Raw genomic sequence first — 15,857 nt, forward strand, 5'->3', positions numbered from 1 at the left:
GCGCAACCTAGCGATGGGCCGCCCGGTGTCAACCCGCCCGCAGCATCAGGCCGATGCCCACCACGAGCAGGCCCGCCGCGGCGATCCGCGGGGCGCCGAAGCGTTCCTTGAAGAAGAGCGCGCCGATCGCCGCGCCCACGATGATCGACGATTCGCGCAGCGCCGCGACCGGGGCGAGCGGCGCCCTGGTCTGCGCCCACAGGACGAGCCCGTACGCGCTGACCGACAGGGCCGCGCCGAGCAGGCCGCGCGCCGCGAACGGGCGCAGCTGCGCGTACAGGGCTGGGCCGCGCGCGTACAGGGCGTACGCGGGGATCACCAGGCCCTGGAGGAGCATCAGCCAGGCGATGTAGCCGAACGAGGAGCCCGAGGCCCGCACGCCGACGCCGTCGACGACGGTGTATCCGGCGATGGCGAGCCCGGTGGCGAGGGCCGCGAGGATGGCGGCCCAGTGCGGCCGCGAGCCGCGCAGGCCCCACAGCGCGACACCGACGAGACCGGCGCACGACACCGCCACGCCCGCCGTCTGCCAGGCGTTCGGCGTCTCGTGCACGAACACCGCGGCGAGCACCGTCACCACCAGCGGCGCGGTGCCGCGCGCGATGGGATACATCTGCCCGAAGTCGCCCAGGGTGAAGGAGCGCATCAACAGCAGCATGTAGGCGATGTGCAGCACCGTCGACACCAGCAGGTACGGCCAGGCTCCGGCGGCGGGCAGCGCCACGAACGGCAGCGCGAGCAGACCGATCAGCGCGCCGCCGCCACCTATCAGGGTGAACGAGAGCAGCTGGTCCTTGAGGTGGTGGGCGAGCGCGTTCCAACTGGCGTGCGTGACGGCGGCGAGCAGCACCGCGCACGTGACGGTCACGGTCACGTGCGCCGCCCGCGCGCCTCGTGGGAGTGTTCCTGAGAGCTCATGCCCCGCACGCTAGTAGTGCGTGTACGGACCACCCGGGCCGGGGTCGGCAGGCCCGCCGGGGCCGCCGAGCCGCCCGCCGGGGTCAGCCCGCCATGAGCACCTGCGCGACGATGGGGCCCGCCGCGTCGCCGCCGTGTCCGCCGGACTGGACGAGGCCGGCGGCGGCAAGGCCGTTGCCGTAGCCCGTGAACCAGCTGTTGGCCTTGCCCTGCTGGTCGACCTCCGCCGATCCGGTCTTGGCGCCCTTGGTGCCGGGGACCTGGGCCATCGCTTTGACGGCCGTGCCCTCGCCGACGGTCGCCGCGTGCATCATCTGCTGGAGCTGGGTGGCGACGGAGCCCGGGAGCGGCTTGGCGGTGGCGATCTGGCGGCCGTCCAGGTCCTTGGGTACGAGGATCGGCTGGTGGAAGCCGCCGTTGATCACGGTGGCGGCCACCGACGCCATGTCGAGCGGGCTCATCTGGACCTTGCCCTGCCCGATGTAGGAGGCGGCCGTCTCCACGCCGGACGACTCGGGCACGCTGCCGTCGAAGGACGTCAGGCCGCCGATCTTCCAGTTGTTCTGCCCGAGCCCGAAGTAGTCGCGGGCCGTCTGTCCCAGGGCGGTGTCGGCGATGCCCTTGTCGTCGAGGGGCTTCACCGGCTTGATGAAAGCGGTGTTGCAGGACTTGGCGAAGGCCCGGGTGAGGGTGGCGTTCGTGAGTGAGAAGTCGTCCAGGTTGTGGAAGGTGTAGCCCTTCCACGGCACGGTCGAGGGACACTCCACCTTCTCGTTGGCGCCGCCCAGACCATTGTTCATGATCATCGTGGCCGTGATGATCTTCATGGTGGAGCCGGGTGCGACCGCGGCCTGCAACGACGCCGGGAACTTGTCGGCCCGGTTGTCCGCGATCGCCCGTATCTCACCCGTGCTCGGCTTCACCGCGACCACCGAGGACTCGCCGAAGCGCTTCACCGCCGACTCCGCGGCGGCCTGCACGTCCGCGTCGAGCGTCGTCCTCAGCTTGCCGGGGGAGCCCTTCTGAAGGGTGATCAGGGTCCGTGCCGGGGTGCCGGTGCCGGTGGTGTCGCCCTGGATCTGGAGCTCGATGCCGGGCGTGCCGTTCACCTTGGCGCCGTACTTCTCGCGCAGCCCGTCCAGGATCGCGCCGAGCGAGGGGTACTTCTCCTTGGTCAGCGGACGGTCCTTGTAGTCGACGGCCTCGATCTCGGGGTTCTGCGCCCTGCCCGTCACCAGGTGCTCGCCCGCCTTCAGCTGCGGATGCAGGACGGCGGGCTGCCAGTCCACCAGCGGCTTGAACGTGGACTGGCCCCGCACGACGGTCAGTTGGGAGGCGTAGGACAGCGGAGCCGTCTTTCCCTCGAAGGACACCTGGGCCTTCACCGTGTACGGCACGACCGCGCCGTTGGGCGTGCCCGGCGTGACCTGGACATCGGTGATGTGCGCCGTGTCGCGGTACCCGGTCAGGGCGGTGGCCGCGGCGCCCTGGTTGTTGGTCAGGGCCGCCGCGGCGGTCGCGTCGCCCTTGGCCCAGGCCTGGAGGAAGTCGGTCGACGTCTGCTTGATCTCGTCCGCGCCCAGCGGCCCGGTGCGGGCCGGCGCCCCTTGCGTGCGGTGCTGCGAGGACCCGCCGCTCCCGTCGTCGCTCACCAGCGCGTACCCCCCGTACGCCACGCCGCCGGCGACCACCATGAACACTCCGCCTGCGATGGCGACCTTCGCTCCACTGCGCATCCCGCAGTTCCCCTCCCCAGGAGTCCCCCGAACCTCTTGAACATGTTCAAGGGGTTACTTGCGGGTGACTCTACGGGACGACGGTGACAGCGGGGTCGGCACGTGTCCTAACGGTTACCGGAACGCGACCGGCATCACACCCAGCTGTCCAGCCACATGCGGCTGCGCCACGCGTCGATGGGGATCGCCGTACCGGTGTAGATCGGCCAGAAGTACACGAAGTTCCACACGATGAGGAGCACCAGCACCCCGGCTCCGATCGCACCCACCGCGCGCCGCCGCTCCGCACGGCCGAGCCCGGGTTCGACCGTCGCGGCGGCTCCTTCGGTCGCGCCCTGGGGTGGCCCGATGATCGCGCCGATCATCATCGTTACCGCCAGACACAGGAACGGCACGAACACGACCGCGTAGAAGAAGAAGATCGTCCGCTCCTGGTACATCAGCCAGGGCAGGAACCCGGCGCCGATGCCGCACGCGATCGCGCCCGCCCGCCAGTCGCGCCGGAAGATCCAGCGCCACAGGACGTACAGGAGCGCGAAGCAGCCGGCCCACCACAGCAGCGGGGTGCCGAGCGCGAGGACCTCGGAGGCGCACTTGGCGCCCGCGTCCGAGGGGCAGCCGCCAGTGCCGGGGCTCGGGCTCTCGTAGTAGTACGAGACCGGGCGGCCGTCGACCAGCCAGCTCCACGGGTTCGACTGGTAGGTGTGGCCCTCGGTGAGGCCGACGTGGAAGCTGTAGACCTCGGTCTCGTAATGCCAGAAGCTGCGCAGTGAGGCGGGCACCCAGCTCATGTCGAACTGCGGCAGGTGGTTGATCGTGCCGATGAGCGGCAGCTTGATGTGGTCGGGGGACAGGCCCGCGCGGCCGTCCGCCCAGTGCCGCCCGTACCCCTTGTCGGTGACGAACCAGCCCGTCCACGACACCATGTACGTGACGATCGCGACCGGCACGGTGGAGACGAACGCCCAGAACGCGTCCCGGCGCAGCACCGCCCGGTAGGGGCTGACCGCGCCCGCCGTGCGCCGTGCGCCCGCGTCCCACAGGACCGCCATCACGCAGAAGAAGACCAGGATGTACAGGCCGTTCCACTTGGTGCCGCAGGCCAGGCCCAGCATCAGCCCGGCCGCGATCCGCCAGGGCCGCCATCCGAACCGCAGGCCCGCGGCGATCTCCGCGTCCGGGCGCAGCCGCCCCTCCTCGTCCTCGGGCAGCGCGGCCGCGAGCCTGGCTCTCGTACGGTCGCGGTCGACGAGGAGGCAGCCGAACGCGGCCACCACGAAGAACATCAGGACGGTGTCGAGCAGCGCGGTGCGGCTCATCACGAAGTGCAGCCCGTCGACCGCGAGCAGGGTGCCGGCGAGGCAGCCGAGGAACGTCGAGCGGAACAGGCGGCGTCCGATGCGGCAGATCAGCAGCACCGACAGGGTGCCGAGCACGGCCACCATGAACCGCCAGCCGAGCGGCGTGAAGCCGAAGCCGAACAGCTTCTCGCCGATGCCGATCACGTACTTGCCGACCGGCGGGTGCACCACGTAGCCCGGCGCGCTCGGCACCGAGATGAGGTCGGGGTTGGCGAGGATCGACTTGTCGATGTCCTTCGGCCAGTCGCCCTCGTAGCCCTGGTTGATGAGCGCCCAGGCGTCCTTGGCGTAGTACGTCTCGTCGAATATCACCGCGTCCGGGGAGCCCAGCTTCCAGAACCGCATGAGCCCCGCGACGAGCGTCACCAGGAGCGGCCCGGCCCACGCCGACCAGCGCACGATGCGCACGCCCCACAGCGGAGGGATGCCGAGGACCGTCCACAGCTGGCCCGGTGGCCGGGTGAACGGCGGCACCAGACGCTCCCGCAGTCCGGTCGTCGGCCGCACGACATGGCCGAACCGGCGCATGCGGTGCTGCCAGGAGGGCGGTTCTTCCCCGGCGTCGTGGCCCGGCAGGGTCGGTGGCGCAGTACTGGTCACCGCGCCATCGTAGGGAACTCACCTATGGGAGTCCCGTGGCCGGGCCCGGCGACCTCGGCCTCGCGGGGCTGCGAGGATGGTCGGTGTGACTGGAACACTCGTACTCGCAGGCACCCCCATCGGTGACACGGCGGACGCCCCGCCCCGGCTGGCCGCCGAGCTGGAGCGGGCCGACGTCGTGGCCGCCGAGGACACCCGGCGGCTCCGCCGGCTGACCCAGGCGCTCGGGGTGCACACCCAGGGCCGGGTCGTGTCCTACTTCGAGGGCAACGAGTCGGCGCGCACGCCGGAGCTCGTCGAGGCGCTCGAAGGCGGCGCCCGGGTGCTGCTCGTCACCGACGCCGGCATGCCCTCGGTGTCCGACCCCGGCTACCGCCTGGTCGCGGCCTGCGTCGAGAAGGACATCAAGGTCACGGCGGTGCCGGGCCCCTCCGCCGTGCTGACCGCGCTCGCCCTGTCCGGGCTGCCCGTCGACCGGTTCTGCTTCGAGGGCTTCCTGCCGCGCAAGGCGGGCGAGCGCCTCGGCCGGCTGCGCGAGGTCGCCGACGAGCGGCGCACCCTCGTCTACTTCGAGGCCCCGCACCGCCTCGACGACACCCTCGCCGCGATGGCCGAGGTGTTCGGCGCCGAGCGGCGCGCGGCGGTGTGCCGGGAGCTGACCAAGACGTACGAGGAGGTCAAGCGCGGCCCGCTCAAGGACCTCGCGGCCTGGGCGGCCGAGGGGGTGCGCGGCGAGATCACCGTGGTGGTCGAGGGCGCCCCCGACACCGGACCGGCCGACCTCGACGCGGCCGAGCTGGTGCGCCGGGTGCAGGTGCGCGAGGAGGCGGGGGAGCGCCGCAAGGAGGCCATCGCGGCGGTCGCCGTCGAGACCGGTCTACCCAAGCGCGAGGTCTTCGACGCGGTGGTGGCGGCAAAGAACGCGGCACGTCAGAGCCCTGCGGACGGTAAAGGACTATCGTAAAAAGTAAAACGCAGGCCGCGCAGCGGGGCGGGCAAAAGGACGCAGCTCTAGGAAAGGCCAAGTCCGTGCCAACTCTCGACAGCCCCTGATGCGTTTTGGCAGCGAAAGGCGTCTCCTGGACCGGGGACCTTTTCGCCCCCGCTCGCAAGAGCGCTCGCAAGAGCTTGTCCAGCGGACAAGAGGAGCCGGCACATGAGTGAGATCGCTGAGACCACGGCACACGAGGCGTATGCCTTCGCGTGCATGAGGTGTGGATACGGCTGGGAACAGGCGTACGAGATAGAGCACCACGTAGACGCCACGGGCCAGGCATTCGTCATATACAAGGCCAACGGCGACCGGGTGCCTTCCCCGCTGTCCGCCCCCACCTGCCTCAACTGCGGCGGACACGTGGTGCGCATCATGCGCTCCGGGCGGGTGTCGTCCGCGCAGCAGGTCCAGCACCGTGCGTCCGCCCCGGCACAACCTGGGCCCCAGGAAGCGGCCGACGCCACCGGGAAGCCGGAGCACCACTGGCACCTGTCGGACCTCCTCCACCCCTTCCACCGCAAGTGAGCGGCCCGCACGGCGCATGACGACGAGGGGCGCGCGGAGTCACCGGACGCGCGCCTTTCGTAGGATCGGCGGCATGAGTGCCGCCACGAAGGACGCCCCGCCCCCGCTGCCCGAGCCGCTCGGCGTGCCGGTGGCCGATTCGCACACCCACCTGGACATGCAGGACGGCACGGTCGAACAGGCCCTGGAGAAGGCCGCGGCCGTGGGCGTCACCACCGTGGTCCAGGTGGGCTGCGACGTGAAGGGCTCCCAGTGGGCCGCGGACACCGCCGAGGCGTACGCCGCCGTCCACGCGTCCGTCGCCCTGCACCCCAACGAGGCGCCCCGCATCGTCCTCGGTGACCCGGACGGCTGGTCGCGCCAGGGCGCGCGCGGCCCCGGCGGCGAAGGGGCCCTCGACGAGGCCCTCGCCGAGATCGAGCGGCTCGCCGCGCTGCCCTGGGTCAAGGCCGTCGGCGAGACCGGCCTCGACTACTTCCGCACCGGGCCCGAGGGCAAGGCCGCCCAGGAGCGGTCGTTCCGGGCGCACATCGAGATCGCCAAGCGGCGGAACAAGGCGCTCGTCATCCACGATCGCGAGGCGCACGCCGATGTGCTGCGCATTCTGCGCGAGGAAGGCGCCCCCGAACGCACCGTCTTCCACTGTTATTCCGGCGACGCGGAAATGGCCGAACTCTGCGCCGAATACGGGTACTTCATGTCCTTCGCGGGAAACATGACCTTCAAGAACGCGCAGCCGCTCAGGGACGCCCTGTCCGTCGCCCCCCTGGAACTCGTTCTCGTCGAGACGGATGCGCCGTTCCTCACGCCGGCGCCGTACCGCGGACGGCCCAATGCGCCGTATCTCATTCCGGTCACGGTGCGCGCCATGGCGGCCGTGAAGGGCATCGGTGAAGACGCGCTGGCCGCGGCGATCGCGGACAACACCGCGCGCGCGTTTGATTACTGAGCGATAACGAATTCCGGCCGCTCGGGGGGCGGCCGGAGGGGCGCACAGGGTAGTGCCGCGCCACTGCGTAGTCGAGTCGCTTTGGAGAGTGACCCTCGCTCCGCTAGTGTCCCGGCCCGCAGCATCGCCACCGGACCGGACCCTGGAGCGTCGTGAGCAGTTCGACGGGCAGTCACCGTGCCGCACGCGGCAGCCAGGACGGTTACGCGCGTGCGTACGCCGACCTCGACACCCAGATCGCCCCGCTGCCCGTGCCCGAGCCGCGCGCACCCGAGGCGCCGCGCCAGGACACGGACGGCGGCGGGCGGGCCGGGGCGCGCCGCGCCGCCCGGCGCCGCAGGTCCTCGGGCGGACCCGACCGGCTGCGCCGCCTCATCCCGCAGGCCCTGGTCGTGGCGTTCCTCGCGGGCGGCACCTCCGCGTTCCTCGTCAGCGACAAGGCGGTCAAGCTCACCGTCGACGGCGTACCGCGCACCATGCACACCTTCGCCGACAGCGTCGAGGAACTCCTCGCCGACGAACACGTGCCGGTCGGCGCGCACGACATCGTGGCGCCGGGACGTGACGCCGAACTCGCCGGCGGCGACGAGGTGGTGGTGCGCTACGGCCGCCCCGTCCAGCTCACCCTCGACGGGCAGCGCCGCCAGGTGTGGACGACGGCCCGCACCGTGGAGGGCGCCCTGCGCCAGCTCGGCGTGCGCGCCGAGGGCGCCTACCTGTCGGCGTCCCGCTCCTCGGAGATCGGCCGCGCGGGCCTCGCCCTCGACGTACGCACCGAACGCTCGCTGACCTTCCTCGCCGACGGCCGCGAACACACCCTGCGCACCAACGCGGCCACCGTCGCCGAGGCCCTGGACGAGGCCGGGATCGACCTCCAGGGCCAGGACACCACCTCCGTCGCGCCCGCGTCCTTCCCGCGCGACGGGCAGACCGTCACCGTGATGCGGATCAGCGGCACCAAGGAGGTCCGCGAGGAACGCATCCCGTTCAGGACCGAGCGGGCCAAGGACGCGACGCTCTTCGCGGGCACCCAGGTCGTGGCCCGCCAGGGCGAGCCGGGCGTGCGCAGGGTCACGTACGCGCTGCGGACCGTCAACGGCGTCCGGCAGAGACCGAGGAAGATCGCGGAGGAGATCGTCCGCGCCCCCGTCACGCAGCAGATCAAGATCGGCACCAAGGCGCTGCCGTCCTCGGTGGGCGGCGCCGACCACCTCAACTGGAGCGGCCTCGCCCACTGCGAGTCCGGTGGCCGCCCGAGCGCGCTCGACCCTTCGGGCACGTACGGCGGGCTGTACCAGTTCGACCCGGGGACCTGGCACGCGCTCGGCGGCAGCGGGCGGGCCGAGCAGGCGCCGGCCGGCGAGCAGACGTACCGGGCGAAGAAGCTCTTCGTGAGGCGGGGGGCGAGTCCGTGGCCGCACTGCGGCCGTAGGCTGTATCGGTGAGCACCACTGAGCCCGACGCACTTCTTACCCCCGCCGACGTCCGTGAACTGGCCGCAGCGCTTGGCGTACGCCCCACCAAGCAGCGCGGCCAGAACTTCGTCATCGACGCCAACACGGTCCGCCGGATCGTGCGGACCGCGGAGGTCCGCCCCGACGACGTGGCGGTGGAGGTGGGGCCGGGTCTGGGCTCGCTGACCCTCGCACTCCTCGAAGCGGCTGACCGGGTGGTGGCCGTCGAGATCGACGACGTGCTCGCGGCCGCGCTGCCCGCGACGATCGCGGCGCGCATGCCCGCGCGGGCCGAGCGCTTCTCGCTCGTCCACGCGGACGCGATGGCCGTCCAGGATCTTCCGGGCCCGCCCCCCACTGCCCTGGTAGCGAACCTCCCCTACAACGTGGCGGTCCCCGTCCTGCTGCACATGCTGGCCCGCTTCCCGAGCATCGAGCGCACCCTGGTCATGGTCCAGGCGGAGGTCGCCGACCGGCTCGCGGCGAAGCCGGGCAACAAGGTGTACGGGGTGCCGTCGGTCAAGGCCAACTGGTACGCGGACGTGAAGCGGGCCGGTTCGATCGGGCGCAACGTCTTCTGGCCCGCGCCCAACGTCGACTCGGGCCTGGTGTCGCTGGTCCGCCGCGCGGCCCCCGTGGCGACGACCGCGTCGAGGGCGGAGGTCTTCGCGGTCGTGGACGCGGCGTTCGCCCAGCGACGCAAGACCCTGCGGGCGGCACTGTCCGGCTGGGCGGGGTCGCCCGCGGCGGCGGAGGCGGCGCTGGTGGCGGCGGGGATCTCGCCCCAGGCGCGGGGCGAGGCCCTGACGGTGGAACACTTCGCCGCGATCGCGGAGAACCGCCCCGGCTGACCCCAGCTTTCGTGTGCGGGCCGTGCCGGCTCGCTCGCGCGGTTCCCCGCGCCCCTTAAAACCCCGCTTTCGTGTGCGGGCCGTGCGTGGCTGGTCGCGCAGTTCCCCGCGCCCCTATCGGGGCTGACCTTGGCAGGGTGCCCAGTCGAGGCATCTTCAGCCCGTCCGGCGTTTGAGGACGAGCGCCCTTCAGGCGCGGTGCGGGGTCTGGGGCGGAGCCCCGGGTGGGGGAAGATGGGCGCGTCCGCACTCGAAGGAGCTCGCCCCGTGACCCCCGGCACCCCCACCCCCCGCACCGTCACCACCCGCACCCCCGCCAAGGTCAACGCCCAGCTCGGCGTCGGGCCCGCGCGGCCGGACGGGTTCCACGGCCTCGCCAACGTCTTCCTCGCGGTCGGCCTGTACGACACCGTCACCGTGACCCCGGCCGACGGACTCACCGTCACCTGCACGGGACCGGACGCCGCGCAGGTCCCCCTCGACCGGACCAACCTCGCCGCCCGCGCCGCCGAACTCCTCGCCGCGCGGCACGGGATCGAGCCGCACGTCCACATCCACATCGACAAGGACATCCCCGTCGCGGGCGGCATGGCCGGCGGCAGCGCGGACGGCGCCGGCGCGCTCCTCGCCTGCGACGCGCTGTGGGGCACGGGCACCTCCCGCGCCGAACTCCTGGACATCTGCGCCGAGTTGGGCAGTGACGTGCCGTTCAGCCTCGTCGGTGGCGCGGCCCTCGGCACCGGGCGCGGCGAGAAGCTCGCGCCCCTGGACGTGGGCGGCACCTTCCACTGGGTGTTCGCGGTGGCCGACGGCGGGCTCTCCACCCCGGCCGTCTACCGCGAGTTCGACCGCCTCACCCCGGACGCCCCCGAGCCCGCCGCCTCGCCCGAGCTGCTCGAAGCGCTGCGCACCGGCGATGCGAAGGCCCTCGCGGGCGCCCTCACCAACGACCTCCAGGCCGCCGCGCTCTCCCTGCGCCCCGCCCTCGCGGACACCCTCGCGGCCGGTACGGCGGCGGGCGCCCTCGCCGCCCTGGTCTCGGGCTCGGGCCCGACCACGGCGTTCCTGTGCGCCGACGCGCAAGCGGCCCGCACGGTGGCCGAGGCCCTCACCGCCTCGGGCACCTGCCGCACCGCACGCGTGGCGTCGTCACCGGCGCCGGGCGCGACGATCGTGGCGTCCGCCTGAGCTCAGTCCCTGCGGGCCGTGCTGAGATCGATCTCCATGGTGCAGGGCTTGTCGGCCTTGAGCCGTCCGCGTTGCATGCCCATGTGCACGTACGTGAGGGTGAGCGGGTCGAGCTCGTAGACGTGCACCACGGGCTCGTCCCCACCGCCCCGCTCGACCCGCCAAAAGTTCGGGATCCCGGCGGCGGCGTACTTCTGCGGCTTGGTGGTGCGGTCCCTGGACTCGGAGTCGGGGGAGACGACCTCGACGGCCAGCAGGACATCCTTGGGCTCGAAGCGGGTGTGGTCCATCCCGCTCACCGCGGAAGCGTCCACCACGCTGATGTCCGGCTCGGGGCAGTTCTGCCTGTCCAAGAGGACGGCCATCTCCCGCACGGCTTCCAGCTTCGCGGGAAGCGCGCGACAGAGCCCCTTCATCAGCAGCTCGATCACGAAGAAATGGAAGTAGCGCTGCGGACTCCCGAAAATCAGGCTCCCGTCGATCAGCTCGGTGTGAGACGGGAGATCGGGCAGCGTGAACAGGTCGTCCACGGTGTAGCCGTCCTCGGGCGGCACAGGCCACTGGTGGCGCTGCTCGACGGACTCGGCGGTCATGGTTCCTCCCGTGGACGGGATTCTTCGGCCTGCCCGTCCACGGGAGCCGCCGCTTTCCGAACACGTCACTACAAGGAGTGACGCGCCACCGCATGCCCCGCCTACTTCCCGCTCGCGCTCAACGCCACCACCCCCTCCGCCGCCACCCCGTAGACCCGGTCCCCGTCCGCCCACAGAGGCGGCCTCGTGGCGATCACGCCGCCGCTCAGTTCGTACTTCCAGCGCGCTCTGCCGTCGTGCGGGTCAAGTGCCCACAGGCGGGGGCCCGTTGTGACGTACAGGGTGTCCCCGGCGCAGTCGATCCCGGTTCCCTCGCCCGTGAGGAAGGGGAGCCTGCCCGCCCAGCGCACCGCGCCGCTGCCCGCGTCGAAGGCGTAGACGAAGGCGCCGAGGCGGTAGTCGGGTGCGGCAGCGTAGACGGTGCGGCCGTCGGGGGACGCCACCGCGGACTGGAAGGCGACCGCGGGGGACTTCCAGGCGATCTGGCCGGTGTCCGGGTCCACGGCGTAGAGGCGGTCGGAGAGGTAGAGGAAGTGGCCGCCCGCCGAACAGTGGCGGCCGTCGCGCCACGGAGCGAGGCTACCGTCGATCATGACGGCGGACTTCGCGTTGCCGTCGCCCGGGGAGGGCTGATGCCACACCGTCTTCGCCTGCGCGGCGGTGTCGAGGCCGGCCATCGTGCGGGCGCTGCCGTCCGTGTTGCTGCTCGTCCACAGCAGCCGCTTGCCGGACGTCGGTACGTACAGCTTGCCCTGGCCGTAGGAGTCGTCCGTGATGAGGGTGTGCCAGCGCAGCGCCCGGGTGGCCGGGTCCACCGCCCATACGGCCGTTCCCGATTTGATGGTGAACGGTGCCTCCGGGTCCCCCGGCGTGGTGACGGTCGCCGTTGCCTGGCCGCTGACGTAGACCAGCCCGTCGAGCACGCCCGGCACCGCCATCATCATGACCATTCTGTCCGGCGACGGTACGGTCCAGGCGACCTTGCCGGTGTCCAGGGAGACGGCACGCAGCTCGTGGTCGGGGCGGCCCGCCAGGATGCTCGCGGCGGTGGCCGGCCCGGTGCTCGCGGTGGTGAAGAGCAGGCTCGCGGCGACGGCGGCGGGGGCGCCCGGCAGGTTGATCCCCGTCTGCCCCGCGTTCTCCAGCGGGCCCCACGCCGGGTGGCCGGCCTCGTCGAAGGCCCAGATGTGCTTGCCGCCGACCGCGACGACCTTTCCGTTCCCGCCGGTGATCTGCGCGGGCGACTCCGCGACGGGCGCCGTCCACAGCGCCTTCGCGGTGACGTCCGTGTCCAGCGGGCGCTGCGGGTCGGTCAGCGCGGCGGACGGTGAGGGGGACACCTTCGCGCCGCCCCCCGCCGCACCACCCGATCCGCCGCCGCTGAGCCACAGGCCGAGCCCCACCCCGCCGCCCGCGAGCGCCATCGCGCCCCCAGCCACGCCGAGTACCAGCCTGCGGCGGCTGAGGGCGGGAGCCGGTGCGGGCACGGTCGACGGCGGCCCGCCGGCCGGGAGCCCGGGGGCCCCCGACGGCAGCGTCGGCGGCGGGGGAAGCGGCGGCGTGCCCGGCGCCCGGTGCGGGGTCAGGACCGCCGCGGCCCGCTCGATCTGCCCGGTCACCGCGGGCGGCAGCCACGCCCCCGTCATCGGCGGCGTCCCGTCCCGCTCCACGAACTCGACGAGCTGGCGCGGCGTGGGCCGGTCGGCGGGGTCCTTCGCCAGGCACGCCGCCACCATCAGCCGCAGCCCGTCCGGCACCGCCGACAGGTCCGGCTCGTCCTGCACCACCCGCCGCAGCACGTCCGACACCGCGCCGCCCCCGCCGAAGAGCCCCGAGCCGCGCGCGGCGAACGCCAGGGTCACGCCCAGCGAGAACACGTCGCTCGCCGGGGTCAGCGGGCGCGCCAGGGCCTGCTCCGGTGACATGTACTCCGGCGTGCCGAGCACCATGCCTGTCGCGGTCAGGACCGTGCCGTCGGCGGCCCGCGCGATGCCGAAGTCGATGACGTACGGCCCGTCGAGGGCCAGCAGGACGTTGCCCGGCTTCAGATCGCGGTGCGTGAGGCCCGCGGCGTGGATCGCGGCCAGCGACTCGGCGACTCCCGCCGTCAGGGCCCGCAGGCTGTTCGGCGGCAGCGGCCCCGCGGCCTCCACCGCCTCGGCCAGCGAAACACCCGGCACGAACGCCGTTGCCAGCCAGGGGACTTGGGCCTCGGGATCCGCGTCGACGACCGGGGCGGTGAACGCCCCCGACACCTTCCGCGCCGCCGCCACCTCCACCCGGAACCGCGCCCGGAACTCCGTGTCCCCGGCCAGCTCGGGACGGATCACCTTCACCGCGACCGTGCGGCCGCCCGCCGACCGCCCCAGATACACCGCGCCCATCCCGCCCGCGCCGAGCCGCCCGAGCAGGGCGTACGGGCCGATCCGCGCCGGGTCGGAAAGCTCCAACTGCTCCATCGTCAGGCTCCGTTCGCGTGCAGCGCGGCGACCGTCGTGGCGGTCGTGTCGGATACGCACAGGCGGCCGTCCCCCGCCGCCCAGGCGAGTTTCGAGGGGTCCGTGCCCTTCATGCCGGTGTACTTCCACAGCGGTTTGCCGTCGGCCGGGTCGAGGGCCCACACCACCGAGCCCGCATCCATCCGGTAGAGCGTCTTGTCGGCGTACAGGAGCCGGGCGCGGACGGCGGAGGGCTTCGCGTTGTCGGGCGGGAGCGGCGCGGTCCACCGCTTCTTGCCGCTCGCACTGTCCAGGGCCGCAAGCGAAAGCCCACCGTCCTTGTCACGCAGCAGCGCGTACAGGATGCTGCCGTCGGGGTTGACCGCGACGACACCGCCGCGGTTGGCCGCGCCCTCCACGCCCTGCACGCTCCACACCTTGCGGCCCGTCGCCGGGTCGAGGACGGACAGGGTGCCGGAGACGTCGGCCACGACGAAGTACCGCCCGACCGCGCCGACCGCCTCCGCCTGCACTTTCTGCGTCCAGCTGGTGGCGCCCTTGGCGTCGAGCCCCGTCAGGCGCTCGGTGTCGCCGATCAGCAGCCCGTCGCTGTCCGGCGGGAGCGCGAAGTGGATCAGCAGTGGCTCGTGGTCGTGGAACCAGGCGGTCTTGCGGGAGGCGAGGTCCAGCGCCCAGATGCCGTAGCCCGTGGTGGGCTGCTGCGGCGTCCCCAGCATGACGGTCACGTACGCCCTGCCGCCGCGGATGCCGGGCATGAGGATGGCGCCCACGTTCGGCGCGGTGTCGAGCGTCGCCGTCGACACGTTCTTGCCGTCGGCCAGGCCGACCCCGAGCACGGTGGCGTGCATGGTCAGGTTCGCCATCGTCGGGGCCGCCATCCCGGCGGCATACAGACGGTCCCCGTCCACGGCCGCGATGTTCTTGGGCGTAGGTCCCTGTACGGAGAACTGCACGCCGTGGTCGGCGCCCTTCACCGTCCACGCCGTCTTGCCCTGGTCGTCGAGCCCCCAGATCTGCTCAAGGGACACGCACGCCACCACCCCGCCCGCCGAGACCACCTGCGGACAGGTCGCCGGCAGCTTCACCTTCCAGGCGAGCTTGCCCTCCGGCACGTCGTCGCCCGAAGGCCGGCTGGGGGCACCGGCCGGCCGGCCGGACGCCCCCGCCGTCGTACCGCTCGACCCGTCCCCGTTCAGCGCGACGGCCGTACCGACCCCCGCGGCCGCGAGCGCCCCGGCGGCGAGCCCGAGGATCAGCTTCCGCCGCCCCGGCCCCGGCGCCTGCGGCCCGGCGTCGAGGTCCTGCGTCGGGGGGTCGAGGAGTTTCGTGGGCGCCGGCCGGGGGAGCGCGGTCATCACGGCCCGTACGGCCAGGACGTCCGTCGCGACCGCCTCGGGGAGCCAGCCCTCGCGCGGGGACGGACGGTCGCCCTGCTCGACGAAGTCGATGACCTCGCGCGGAGTGGGCCGCTCGCCCGGGTCCTTGGCCAGACACCGCGCGATCAGCGGACGCAGCTCCGCCGGTACCGCGTCCAGGTCGGGCTCGGTGTGCACCACCCGGAACAGCACCCCGGCCGCCGCCCCGCCGTCCCCGAACGGGCTGCGGCCGCACGCCGCGAACGCGACCGTCGACCCCAGCGAGAACAGGTCGCTCGCCGGGGTGAGCGACTGCCCCGTCGCCTGCTCAGGCGACATGTACGGCGCCGAGCCGATGATCGCGCCGGTCGACGTCAGCGCCGTGCCGTCGGTGGCCCGCGCGATGCCGAAGTCGATGACGCGCGGCCCGTCCAGGGCGAGCAGGACGTTGCCCGGCTTCAGGTCGCGGTGGATCACCCGCGCGCCGTGCACCGCGTTCAGCGCCTCCGCGAGCCCCGCCGTCAGCATGCGCAGGGCACCCTTCGGCAGCGGGCCGTGTGCGGCGACCGCCTCGTGCAGGGAGACCCCGACCACGAACGCGGTCGCCATCCAGGGCAGTTCGGCGTCCGGGTCGGCGTCCACGACCGGGGCGGTGAACGCCCCCGACACCTTCCGCGCCGCCGCGACCTCGCGCCGGAACCGGTCCCGGAACCCGCCGTCGCTCGCGAGCTCCGGCCGCACCACCTTCACCGCGACGGTACGGCCACCGGCCGACCGGCCCAGGTACACCGCACCCATGCCGCCCGCGCCGAGGCGCCCCATCAGCGTGTAGGGCCCGGTCGCCCGCGGATCCCCGTCGCCAAGCCGCTGCATC

The 15,857-nt window shown here is 72.8% G+C and carries 12 protein-coding genes; 6 read left to right on the plus strand and 6 right to left on the minus strand.

Annotation, left to right across the window (positions count from 1 at the left end; all coding sequences use genetic code 11):
- Positions 1-28: 28 nt before the first annotated feature.
- The 3 genes from OG432_RS20235 to OG432_RS20245 form a co-directional block, all read right to left on the minus strand.
- Positions 29-874 (minus strand): DMT family transporter, encoded by an 846-nt coding sequence (locus OG432_RS20235; protein ID WP_328312364.1) that lies wholly within the window; start codon positions 872-874, stop codon positions 29-31.
- A 127-nt stretch (positions 875-1,001) separates the two neighbouring features.
- Positions 1,002-2,654, minus strand: coding sequence for a penicillin-binding transpeptidase domain-containing protein (locus OG432_RS20240; protein WP_328312365.1), 1,653 nt, complete (start codon positions 2,652-2,654; stop codon positions 1,002-1,004).
- A gap of 134 nt (positions 2,655-2,788) precedes the next feature.
- Positions 2,789-4,615 carry a dolichyl-phosphate-mannose--protein mannosyltransferase gene (locus OG432_RS20245; protein ID WP_328312366.1) on the minus strand — a complete coding sequence of 609 codons (1,827 nt, stop codon included), beginning with the start codon at positions 4,613-4,615 and terminating at the stop codon, positions 2,789-2,791.
- A gap of 76 nt (positions 4,616-4,691) precedes the next feature.
- On the opposite strand from OG432_RS20245, the gene rsmI reads away from it, so the two are divergent.
- From rsmI to OG432_RS20275, 6 genes are all read left to right on the plus strand, one after another.
- Positions 4,692-5,579, plus strand: coding sequence for a 16S rRNA (cytidine(1402)-2'-O)-methyltransferase (gene rsmI / locus OG432_RS20250; RefSeq protein ID WP_267052773.1), 888 nt, complete (start codon positions 4,692-4,694; stop codon positions 5,577-5,579).
- A gap of 192 nt (positions 5,580-5,771) precedes the next feature.
- Positions 5,772-6,134: a hypothetical protein gene (locus tag OG432_RS20255; RefSeq protein ID WP_328312367.1), complete on the plus strand. Its 363-nt coding sequence runs from the start codon at positions 5,772-5,774 to the stop codon at positions 6,132-6,134.
- A gap of 73 nt (positions 6,135-6,207) precedes the next feature.
- Entirely contained in the window at positions 6,208-7,083 is an 876-nt protein-coding gene (locus OG432_RS20260) for a TatD family hydrolase (protein WP_328312368.1), read from the plus strand.
- 152 nt (positions 7,084-7,235) lie between these two features.
- Complete coding sequence (locus OG432_RS20265) at positions 7,236-8,528, plus strand: ubiquitin-like domain-containing protein (RefSeq protein ID WP_443058421.1); 1,293 nt, start codon at positions 7,236-7,238, stop codon at positions 8,526-8,528.
- Positions 8,525-9,388, plus strand: coding sequence for a 16S rRNA (adenine(1518)-N(6)/adenine(1519)-N(6))-dimethyltransferase RsmA (gene rsmA, locus OG432_RS20270; protein ID WP_328312369.1), 864 nt, complete (start codon positions 8,525-8,527; stop codon positions 9,386-9,388). The genes OG432_RS20265 and rsmA overlap by 4 nt, the downstream gene beginning before the upstream one ends.
- A 267-nt stretch (positions 9,389-9,655) precedes the next feature.
- Positions 9,656-10,576, plus strand: coding sequence for a 4-(cytidine 5'-diphospho)-2-C-methyl-D-erythritol kinase (locus OG432_RS20275; protein WP_328312370.1), 921 nt, complete (start codon positions 9,656-9,658; stop codon positions 10,574-10,576).
- 2 nt (positions 10,577-10,578) lie between these two features.
- Here the strand turns inward: OG432_RS20275 and OG432_RS20280 are convergent, their stop codons facing one another.
- The 3 genes from OG432_RS20280 to OG432_RS20290 form a co-directional block, all read right to left on the minus strand.
- Positions 10,579-11,169 (minus strand): Uma2 family endonuclease, encoded by a 591-nt coding sequence (locus OG432_RS20280; RefSeq protein WP_328312371.1) that lies wholly within the window; start codon positions 11,167-11,169, stop codon positions 10,579-10,581.
- A gap of 101 nt (positions 11,170-11,270) precedes the next feature.
- Positions 11,271-13,628, minus strand: a complete 2,358-nt coding sequence (locus OG432_RS20285) for a protein kinase domain-containing protein (protein WP_328312372.1) — start codon at positions 13,626-13,628, stop codon at positions 11,271-11,273.
- 2 nt (positions 13,629-13,630) lie between these two features.
- Positions 13,631-15,856, minus strand: a complete 2,226-nt coding sequence (locus OG432_RS20290) for a protein kinase domain-containing protein (protein ID WP_328312373.1) — start codon at positions 15,854-15,856, stop codon at positions 13,631-13,633.
- Position 15,857: the final 1 nt, after the last annotated feature.

The organism is Streptomyces sp. NBC_00442, from assembly GCF_036014195.1.
Taxonomy (GTDB): Bacteria; Actinomycetota; Actinomycetes; order Streptomycetales; family Streptomycetaceae; genus Streptomyces.

Coding starts and splice junctions, on each gene's coding strand:
- OG432_RS20240 (WP_328312365.1), bottom strand. CDS start 2,654: ATGCGCAGTGGAGCGAAGGTCGCCATCGCAGGCGGAGTGTTCATGGTG.
- rsmI (WP_267052773.1), top strand. CDS start 4,692: ATGGTCGGTGTGACTGGAACACTCGTACTCGCAGGCACCCCCATCGGT.
- OG432_RS20255 (WP_328312367.1), top strand. CDS start 5,772: ATGAGTGAGATCGCTGAGACCACGGCACACGAGGCGTATGCCTTCGCG.
- OG432_RS20260 (WP_328312368.1), top strand. CDS start 6,208: ATGAGTGCCGCCACGAAGGACGCCCCGCCCCCGCTGCCCGAGCCGCTC.
- OG432_RS20280 (WP_328312371.1), bottom strand. CDS start 11,169: ATGACCGCCGAGTCCGTCGAGCAGCGCCACCAGTGGCCTGTGCCGCCC.
- OG432_RS20285 (WP_328312372.1), bottom strand. CDS start 13,628: ATGGAGCAGTTGGAGCTTTCCGACCCGGCGCGGATCGGCCCGTACGCC.
- OG432_RS20290 (WP_328312373.1), bottom strand. CDS start 15,856: ATGCAGCGGCTTGGCGACGGGGATCCGCGGGCGACCGGGCCCTACACG.